The organism is Streptococcus mitis (genome assembly GCF_005844455.1).
In the GTDB taxonomy this organism is placed as follows: Bacteria; Bacillota; Bacilli; order Lactobacillales; family Streptococcaceae; genus Streptococcus; species Streptococcus mitis_BF.
This window is the reverse complement of record NZ_SPGF01000066.1, coordinates 1-9,822: the sequence shown is the minus strand read 5'-3', so window position 1 is coordinate 9,822 and position 9,822 is coordinate 1. Positions and strand designations below refer to the sequence as shown.

General features: G+C 42.2%; 7 protein-coding genes and 3 pseudogenes. 2 read left to right on the top strand and 8 right to left on the bottom strand.

Features of this window, described 5'->3' with window-relative positions:
• Positions 1–212 (bottom strand): annotated as a pseudogene (locus FGQ53_RS10210) (IS5/IS1182 family transposase); the annotation flags it as partial.
• Between the two features lie 38 nt (positions 213–250).
• Here FGQ53_RS10210 and FGQ53_RS10205 point away from each other — a divergent pair.
• On the top strand, positions 251–787 hold the full coding sequence (locus FGQ53_RS10205) for an NADPH-dependent FMN reductase (RefSeq protein WP_138338479.1): 537 nt from the start codon (positions 251–253) through the stop codon (positions 785–787).
• Positions 788–897: 110 nt separating this feature from the next.
• On the opposite strand, the gene yaaA is transcribed toward FGQ53_RS10205, so the two are convergent.
• The 6 genes and pseudogenes from yaaA to FGQ53_RS10170 form a co-directional block, all read right to left on the bottom strand.
• Positions 898–1,626: a peroxide stress protein YaaA gene (gene yaaA, locus FGQ53_RS10200; RefSeq protein WP_138338476.1), complete on the bottom strand. Its 729-nt coding sequence runs from the start codon at positions 1,624–1,626 to the stop codon at positions 898–900.
• Positions 1,627–1,704: 78 nt separating this feature from the next.
• The gene (locus FGQ53_RS10195; protein WP_171019138.1) at positions 1,705–1,869 is read right to left on the bottom strand and encodes a YczI family protein; all 165 of its coding nucleotides are present in this window, start codon (positions 1,867–1,869) and stop codon (positions 1,705–1,707) included.
• Between the two features lie 179 nt (positions 1,870–2,048).
• The gene (locus FGQ53_RS10185) at positions 2,049–3,644 is read right to left on the bottom strand and encodes a hypothetical protein (protein ID WP_138338471.1); all 1,596 of its coding nucleotides are present in this window, start codon (positions 3,642–3,644) and stop codon (positions 2,049–2,051) included.
• Positions 3,645–3,655: 11 nt separating this feature from the next.
• Positions 3,656–4,066, bottom strand: a complete 411-nt coding sequence (locus FGQ53_RS10180; protein WP_138338469.1) for a peptide deformylase — start codon at positions 4,064–4,066, stop codon at positions 3,656–3,658.
• 115 nt (positions 4,067–4,181) lie between these two features.
• Positions 4,182–4,972 (bottom strand): annotated as a pseudogene (gene yghU, locus FGQ53_RS10175) (glutathione-dependent disulfide-bond oxidoreductase).
• Positions 4,973–4,983: 11 nt separating this feature from the next.
• Positions 4,984–7,680, bottom strand: a complete 2,697-nt coding sequence (locus tag FGQ53_RS10170; RefSeq protein WP_138338467.1) for a cation-translocating P-type ATPase — start codon at positions 7,678–7,680, stop codon at positions 4,984–4,986.
• A gap of 296 nt (positions 7,681–7,976) precedes the next feature.
• Between FGQ53_RS10170 and mntE the strand changes: the two genes are divergently transcribed.
• Complete coding sequence (gene mntE / locus FGQ53_RS10165) at positions 7,977–9,161, top strand: CDF family manganese efflux transporter MntE (RefSeq protein WP_138338465.1); 1,185 nt, start codon at positions 7,977–7,979, stop codon at positions 9,159–9,161.
• Positions 9,162–9,209: 48 nt separating this feature from the next.
• On the opposite strand, the pseudogene FGQ53_RS10160 reads toward mntE, so the two are convergent.
• Positions 9,210–9,822: pseudogene (locus tag FGQ53_RS10160) on the bottom strand (IS5 family transposase); the annotation flags it as partial.

Sequence of the window (9,822 nt, the reverse complement as noted above, 5' to 3'; positions counted from 1 at the left end):
ATTTGTTCATAAGTGCGGTATTCTCGCATGTATTGAAGAGTAGCCATGAGGAGATCTTCTAAGCTTAACTTAGGGGTCCGTCCACCTTTTGCATGTTTATGTTGATAAGCTGTTTTTAACACAGCTAACATCTCTTCAAAAGTAGTGCGCTGAACACCAACAAGGAGCTTAAATCGTACATCAGTTAATTGTTTGCTTGCTTCATAATTCATAGAACTATTGTACCATATTTTGTTTCGCAGGAAGTCTAATATTATTTATCGTCGGTTCACTACGTCAAGGTTCTTTTAACCACCAAATGGCCCTTGAAGCTGAGAAAGCACTTGCTGGTAAAGCGGAAGTTAGCTATCTTGATTACTCAGCCCTTCCTCTCTTTAGCCAAGATTTGGAAGTTCCAACTCATCCAGCTGTAGCGGCTGCTCGTGAAGCGGTTCTCGCTGCGGATGCCATCTGGATCTTCTCTCCAGTCTACAACTTCTCTATCCCTGGTACAGTGAAAAACTTGCTTGATTGGCTATCTCGTGCCCTTGACTTGTCTGATACACGTGGCGCTTCTGCCCTTCAAGATAAGTTTGTCACCGTATCATCTGTAGCCAATGCAGGTCACGATCAACTTTTCGCTATATACAAAGACCTCTTGCCATTTATCCGTACACAAATCGTTGGCGATTTCACTGCTGCACATGTTAACGACTCTGCCTGGGCAGACGGAAAATTGGTCCTTGACGAAACCGTCCTAAACTCACTTGAAAAACAAGCTCAAGACTTGGTTAATGCTATCAAGTAACTAACATAATAAAAGCAAACAAGACTACTTTTCTGACACTCAGAAGACTAGCTTGTTCGCTTTTTATATTTAAGGTTAGACTTTTGTCCCCGACTCTTTTCTTCTATCTTCTATACTTCCTTTACAAAAACCAATTCCTGTGGTTGGGACAAGTCTTCTCGGTAGACAAATCCTGCAAAGCTTAAGCGACGAGCCTCCTCCACTGTTTGTACTTGATTTTCTATCAGAGCTGTTAGGAAGGTCCCACGCGCTTTCTTGGAAATTGTTGAATGAATCTTCAGCTGACCACCCTTGTCCTCCATGAATTTGAAGGTCACCATCTTTTCTCTGATTTCCTTAGAAAATACGGTCTCAAACTCTGACGACAAGAGGGAGAAAATTAGATTTTCACCATTCATGGCCTCATCATAGGCAGCCTTCCAATGGCTCTTCAAAGTCTTACCAGCGACTTTTAATTTCATCAAAAAATCCAAACGGTGAGGTGCCATAGGTGACAAGGCTGGAACAACGCCATACAAAGCCGAGGTAATGAAGACATGATTTTCAAGATAGGCTTGTTCTGCCTCTGTCAATTTATCTCGCTTGATATGGCGATACATAAGCCCATCAAATAGTTTCAAGGCTGGATAGTGTTGAGCAGTTTGCCTTTTCAAAGCCTGAATATTTTGAAATTCTTCCGCCGCTTTCTCAGCCGATACCTTGTAAAAACTCTCCAGTTGACTAGCAGAATAGAGGGTCAAGGAATCAAGCACGGCCTGACTTTCTGGTCTTAAAGGATTTGCATCGATACTCGGCAAGTCTGTGTTCATTTCTTTTGCTGTTGGGATTAAAATTTTCATATTGATAGTGTAGCATATTTTTTAGCTACTACCAAGAAATTCATCTGAAAAACCTCGGTTTGACCGAGGTTTCTTTGCTTATTTCGGCCATCCTAACCAGATAGCCACGAGAACAAGGGCTGTGCCGGCTAAGCTTGTTAAGATAGATAAGAATTTATCTTTTTTCTCCTTGAACTGAGAAAAACCTATCTTCAAAGCGAACAAGCCAAGTAGCATTGAAGCAACCATCAAATAAACCCCCATTTGTTTGTCCTCCATTAGTCTTAATTTACCTTATTATAACATATACTTTATGAAGAAACCTATTTTTATACTCAATGAAAATCAAAGAGCAAACTAGGAAGCTAGCCGCAGGCTACTCAAAACACTGTTTTGAGGTTGCAGATAGAGCTGACGTAGTTTGAAGAGATTTTCGAAGAGTATTATTGTACTTTAAAAGTCTTGAGATAATTGTCTTTTCCTACTTGACCTTCAAAGGTTTTACCATTTTCAAGGTAAGGAAGGTCATCAGATACAGAGGCCTTGACCTTGTAAATCTTACCATCAACTTTAAAGAAGTAGACGGTGTCTCCCTTGATAACAGCTGATTTGAGGTCTGCTACCACACCCTTGATGCCTTCAGTTGTTGCATTATCAATTTCAAGGTCGTTTTTATTGGCATACTTACTGAGCAGCTCTTCCACTGTCGTAGCTACGATAACATTTTGGTACTCGACTGCGTCTACCAGGGCGTACTCTTTGACCAGACCAGCATTGTCCTTCAAGCCCATGATGTAGAGAGGCTTGTCATTGAGGTTGATGAGGATTGGGAAGGTTGCCTTGTAGGATTTCTCTTGGACAGCACCTTCTGCTGATTCACGGGCCGATTCTTCGGTCGCAGAAGCCAGGCTGTACTTGGTAATTTCTCCTGTTCGCATATTTTCAAGGATGAAACCAAGATTACTCTCATCCGCATTGGCTGACGTCACACCTGTGTAGAGATAAATGTCATTGCCGATAGACAAGTAATTATATCCCTTGGTTGTCTGGGTCACGTTTTTCTTGGAAATCATGGCATTCCAGAAACCATCCTTGTACTTACCATTATAGTTGATTTGCTCGATGGTTTCCTCAGCTGGATAAACCCTGTCCACCCATTCTGGAACATCTGCCAAGCTGTATTCTTTGGTTTCTCCATTTGTGGCATCCAAGATAATGACTGAAACAGGACGAGGAACCGCAAGTCCAAATTGCTTTTGGTAAACCGTCGCTACATAGAAAGGATTGCCCTCATCGTCCACCTCGAAAGATGGAGTTTTGAAAATTTTGGTTGGGTACTTCAAGCGCAGGTGACGTTTGACATCACGGTTAAAATACTCCGAATCTGAATACTTGATTGGTGTCTTCAAATCCACCAAATCCGCATTCCCAGTTACCATGTCCACCTTGATATACTCACCGATTCCCTTGGCTTGATTGTTAAACCATTTGATAGGGTCTGCATATTCTAGCGGTGTAACTCGATAAGGTTTCCCGTCGATTGTTAGTTGAGTATAGGTATCTGCCGCCACGTACTGCGATACCTTATCCGTTAGAGAACCCAAGTAGCGGTCGCCAATTTTTTCAGCAGTACTTCTATCTAGGATAGGAACCTTACTGGTGTCACTCTTAGGAAATTCAGTAAACTCTTTTTCCGTAACCGTAACTACATTGGCATAATTTTCAGCCTGAAAAATACTAGAAGTCACCAAGGAAACCAAAGTTGCCAGGAGCAGAATTCCTCCAATAGAAGCTAAAAGAATTTTCCCTAACCGATTGATTTTGAAACCCTCAAAATTTAAGGCAGCTTCCGCCTTTCCGTGGCGCACATGAACCGTTTTGACAAGGTTTATCCCCTTGCCAAAGCCAAATAAGATTGCTACAACCAGCAAATGCCCACAGAGGAAGAAGAGAAATTCCCAGCTGGTCAGGTTAAGGGGCGGTAAAAAGATATACCAGGTCGTTGCGATAAAAATAAGTTCAAAGATTATCCGTTTCATTTACTTTCCTCCTAAATGATTCGTCCTTCCAAGTGATCCAGTTCATGCTGGCAGATCTGTGCTGGGAAGCCTGTCAAGGTAATGGTTTGTTCTTGCCACTTGCTGTCACGATAGGAAACCCTTATAGTTTCATAACGCTTAGTTGGTCTCACACTTGTTAAGGATAAACAGCCTTCTTCTGTCTCATAAGGTCCTTCAAAGGACAGGAGCACTGGGTTAAACATGACAATGGGAACCAAGCCAAGATTAAAGATAATCACGCGCTTCTGCAACCCAATCATATTGGCAGCCAGCCCAACACAGGTCTCACGATTTGCTAAAAGCGTATCCTGTAAATCTCTGGCAAGATACAGGTCTTCCTGACTTGCAGGTTGAGACACCTGAGATAAAAACAAAATATCCTTCACAATTTTCTTTTCCACATCCTCACACTCCTCTTGATGTTTACTATATTATAGCAATTATATCATAAAAGCCGATAACTGCAAGCCCTTTCCCTCAACTGTAGCAAAAAGCCATCCGAAGATGACTTTTTTGCTATTTAATTTCTTTATAAGTTACTTCCATGCCACGCTTAACAGCTGGACGATTGGCAATTTTTTCTGCCCAGTTTACTAAATTCTGGTAACTTGAGACATCCAGGAATTTTGCAGAACCTTGGTAAAGTTTTCCTTGAACTAACTGTCCATACCAAGACCAGATAGCAATATCTGCAATCTATAGTCATTGCCTGCAATATAAGGTTTCTGAGCCAATTCCTTATCCAATAAATCCAACTGGCGTTTCACTTCCATCGTAAAACGATTAATTGGATATTCCAATTTTTCAGGAGCATAATTAAAGAAATATCCAAATCCCCCACCTAGAAAAGGTGCAGCACCTGCTTGCCAGAATAACCAATTCAAAACTTCTACCTTTTCCACAGGATTACTTGGTAGAAAGGCTCCAAATTTCTCAGCAAGGTAAAGAAGAATATGAGCAGACTCAAAGACTCTTACTTCTTCAGTCCCTGACTGGTCTAACAAGGCTGGAATCTTTGAATTTGGATTGAGCTTTACAAAGTCTGAACCAAACTGATCCCCATCCATAATAGCAATCTTATACAAATCGTAAGACGCTTGCTCGAAACCAGCTTCTTGTAATTCTTCCAATAAGATAGTAACCTTCACACCATTTGGTGTTCCCAGTGAATAAAGCTGAAAAGGCCGTTCTCCTTTTGGCAAGTTTTGTTCGAAACATGCACCTGCTGTTGGTCTATTTAGTCCCGTAAAGGCTCCTTGATTACTAGCTTCATCCTGCCATACGGTCGGTAGTTGATAAGCTGACATCCGAAACCTCCTTAGATCGCATTCTTATCAAAGCCAAGTTTACGTTGGACAAACTTAACAATTTCGACGATAATAATCATTGAGAAGCTTCCGCCCATAACGATTCCCCATTGTGACAAGTCTAGTTTGGTTACGTGGAAGATTCCTTCAAGCGGTTCTACGACAATTGTTGCTATAAGAAGGATGAAGGATACCAAGATAGACCAGTTGAAGGTCTTAGACTTGAATGGACCAACTGTCAAGATGGATTGGTAGACGGATTTCACATTGTAGGCATGGAAGAGCTGAATCAAACCAAGTGTTGCAAAGGCCATAGTAAGAGCATCAGCGTGGATAGCTTGATTGTCACCCACATGAACTGGGTAAAGAAGGGCAAGACCATAAACAGTCAAGACGAGGGCACCTTGAAGGAGACCTTGATAGATAATGGAACTCATGACCCCACCTGAGAAGAAGCTTGACTTACGTCCACGTGGTTTATGGGTCATAACACCTGGCTCAGCAGGTTCAACACCAAGAGCGATAGCTGGGAAGGTATCCGTTACTAAGTTGATCCACAAGAGATGAACTGGCTGCAAGACGTCCCAACCAAAGAGGGTTGATAGGAAGATGGTCAATACTTCAGCAGTATTGGCAGAAAGTAGGTACTGAATGGTCTTTTGAATGTTTGAGAAGACCTTACGCCCTTCTTCAACTGCAACGATGATGGTCGCAAAGTTATCATCCGCAAGAATCATGTCAGATGCACCCTTAGAAACCTCTGTACCAGTGATTCCCATACCGATACCGATATCGGCTGTTTTCAAAGCTGGCGCATCATTAACACCATCACCTGTCATGGCAACGACCTTACCTTGTTTTTGCCATGCCTTGACAATACGAACCTTGTGTTCTGGAGAAACACGGGCATAAACAGAGTATTGACCTACCACTTTTTCAAAGTCTTCATCCGATAGTTCATTGAGTTCAGCACCTGTTAAAACATGGCCTTCTGTATCGTTTGCGTCAATGATTCCCAAACGTTTAGCGATGGCTTCTGCTGTATCTTGGTGATCACCTGTAATCATGATTGGACGGATGCCAGCTTCCTTGGCTACACGAACAGCTTCAGCAGCCTCGGGACGTTCAGGGTCAATCATCCCAATCAAACCAGTGAAGATTAAATCATTTTCAAGCTCTTCAGAAGTGAGATTTTCTGGAATGCTATCAATAATCTTATAAGCACCTGCAAGGACACGCAAGGCTTGGTGGGCCATTTCAGAGTTGTTTGTATGAATGAGGTTTGTAACTTTCTCATCAATCGGAGCAATATCCCCAGCCTTATCGCGAAGAACACAACGTTTCAAGAGTTGATCTGGAGCACCCTTGACCGCTACAAGGAATTTTCCATCTGGCAATGGGTGAACCGTTGACATGAGCTTACGGTCAGAGTCAAATGGCAACTCAGCTACACGAGGATATTTCTCTAAGAAACCTTTGACATCGTAACCCTTGTCCAGGGCATATTGGATAAAGGCTGTTTCAGTTGGGTCACCAATCAGGTTGCCTTCCACATCAATTTTAGTATCATTTGCCAAGACAACTGAACGAAGTAGTGGCATTTCAAGACCTAGTTCAATGTCATCAGCTGAGTTATGTAGAACCGCATCATAGAAGACTTTTTCGACTGTCATCTTGTTCATGGTAAGCGTACCAGTCTTATCAGAAGCGATGATCTCAGTCGAACCAAGCGTTTCAACTGCTGGCAACTTACGAACGATAGAGTTTCGTTTTGCCAAAACTTGAGTACCAAGGGCAAGAACGATCGTCACGATAGCAGGGAGTCCTTCTGGGATGGCTGCAACAGCAAGCGCAACAGAGGTCATCAACTCACCAAGTGGATCTTTGCCTTGGATGAAGACTCCAACTACAAAAGTAACAAGGGCAATAACCAAAATTGCATAGGTTAAGACCTTAGAAAGGTTGTTCAAGTTTTGTTTAAGAGGTGTATCCGTCTCATCAGCATCTTGGAGCATGCCAGCGATATGACCCACTTCAGTATACATACCTGTATTGACAACAACACCAAGACCACGACCATAAGTCACGTTTGAGTTTTGGAAGGCCATATTGACACGGTCACCAATACCAGCATCTGCAGCGAGCTCGACTGTCAAGTCTTTTTCAACTGGAACAGACTCACCTGTCAAGGCTGCTTCTTCGATTTTAAGAGAGTTGGCTTCTAGCAAACGTAGATCTGCTGGAACTACATCACCTGCTTCGAGAGCTACGATATCACCTGGCACTAATTCTTTGGAATCAATCTCAGCCATGTGCCCATCACGAATAACGCGAGCAGCTGGACTAGACATAGACTTGAGAGCTTCGATAGCTTCTTCTGCTTTTCCTTCTTGGTAAACACCAAAGGCAGCGTTGATGATAACCACAGCTAGGATGATAATGGCATCTGCGATATCTTCCCCACCAGAAGTCACGACTGACAAAATAGCTGCGGCAACTAGGATGATAATCATCAAATCCTTAAACTGTTCAATGAATTTAACCAAGAGAGATTTTTTCTCACCCTCTTCCAGTTCATTGCGTCCATATTCAGCTTGGCGTTTTTGCGCTTCGCTTGACGAAAGGCCTTGCTCAGTTGCTTCAACTGACTTCAAGACCTCTTCAGGACTTTGAGTATAAAACGCTTGGCGTTTTTGTTCTTTTGACATGCGTCTCCTCCTTGACATTGTGTGCAAAACAAGTTCTCTTTTTGTTTTTTTAACAAACAAAAAGAGACTTGTTAATCATAACAAGTCTCGCTGTTTAAGATAGGGCCGGAAGGTGTACTTTGCAGTACACAATTCGGAATGACGACACTATCACAGGTTTCTGCCAGCTACTCCCTTGAGTAGTACTATTATACCAAATTTTGAAAAGTTTTCAAAGAGTAAAAACTGCCTTATTTGAATTTTCCCTTGAAAACCAGTATAATGGTAGAATGCTATGTGACTAGAAAGGAAGTTGAATGAAGCAATCTATCTCAAATCTCAAGTTAGCTGAGCGTGGGGCCATTATCAGCATTTCGACCTACCTGCTCTTGTCTGCGGCCAAATTGGCTACTGGCCATCTTCTTCATTCATCCAGTTTGGTGGCCGATGGTTTTAACAACGTCTCGGACATCATTGGAAATGTGGCCCTCTTGATTGGGATTCGGATGGCGCGCCAGCCTGCAGACCGTGACCACCGCTTTGGACACTGGAAGATTGAAGATTTAGCTAGTTTGATCACTTCCATCATCATGTTTTACGTTGGCTTTGATGTGCTTCGGGACACCATTCAGAAAATCCTCAGTCGGGAACAAACGATTATCGATCCTCTGGGAGCATTTCTAGGAATCATTTCTGCGGCGGTTATGTTTGTCGTTTATCTCTATAACACACGCCTCAGCAAGAAATCCAACTCCAAAGCCCTAAAGGCAGCAGCTAAAGATAATCTTTCCGATGCAGTCACCTCACTTGGTACTTCCATTGCTATCCTAGCCAGCAGTTTCAACTATCCTATCGTGGATAAATTGGTCGCTATCATCATCACTTTCTTTATTTTGAAGACCGCCTATGATATTTTCATCGAGTCTTCCTTTAGTCTTTCAGATGGTTTCGACGACCGTCTGCTTGAGGACTATCAAAAGGCTATCATGGAAATTCCCAAAATCAACAAGGTTAAGTCGCAAAGAGGTCGCACCTACGGTAGCAATATTTACCTGGATATCACGCTGGAGATGAATCCTGACTTGTCAGTTTATGAAAGTCACGAGATTGCGGATCAGGTCGAGTCTATGCTGGAAGAGCGTTTTGGAGTCTTTGATACCGATGTCCATATCGAGCCAGCACCTATCCCTGAGGATGAGATTTTAGACAATGTCTACAAAAAATTGCTGATGCGCGAGCAATTGATTGACCAAGGAAATCAACTGGAAGAACTCTTGGCAGACGATTTTATCTATATTCGTCAGGATGGAGATCAGATGGATAAAGAAGCTTATAAAGCCGAAAAAGAGTTGAATTCAGCTATCAAGGACATCCAGATTACTTCCATCAGTCAGAAGACAAAACTCATCTGCTATGAGTTAGATGGTATCGTCCATACCAGTATCTGGCGTCGCCACGAAACTTGGCAAAATATCTTTCATCAAGAAACCAAAAAAGAATAGAGAAATCCTGTCATGAGACGGGATTTTTCTATTAGACTTCCTGCGAAACTAAAATCCTAGTTCACGGTTGATAATTCCAGCAATCAAATTCATTCGTAATCCAAACCGTTTGCGTCGATTTCGATAGGTTGTTGAAAATATTTTAAACGTTTTTACTTTGGCAAAAATATTCTCAACCTTGATTCTCTCTTTGGATAGCGCATGGTTATAGGCTTTATCTTCAAGAGTTAGTGGCTTCAGTTTGCTTGATTTCCTCGGAGTTTGCGCTTGTGAATACATCTTCATGAGTCCTTGATAACCACTGTCTGCCAAGATTTTACCAGCTTGTCCGATATTTCTGCGACTCATTTTGAACAACTTCATATCGTGGCAATAGTTCACTGCAATATCCAAAGAAACAATTCTCCCTTGGCTTGTGACAATCGCCTGAGCCTTCATAGCATGACATTTCTTTTTACCAGAATAATTGGCTAGTTGATTTTTTTAGGACGATTGATTTTTACCTCTGTTGCATCCACAATCACCGTATCCTCAGCATTAAGATGAGTTTTTGAAATCGTAAAACCACTTTGAATAAGAGTTGATTCAACCCATTGACTCCGACGGATTAAGTTGCTTTCGTGAATGCCAAAATCAGCCGCAATTTGTTCATAAGTGCGGT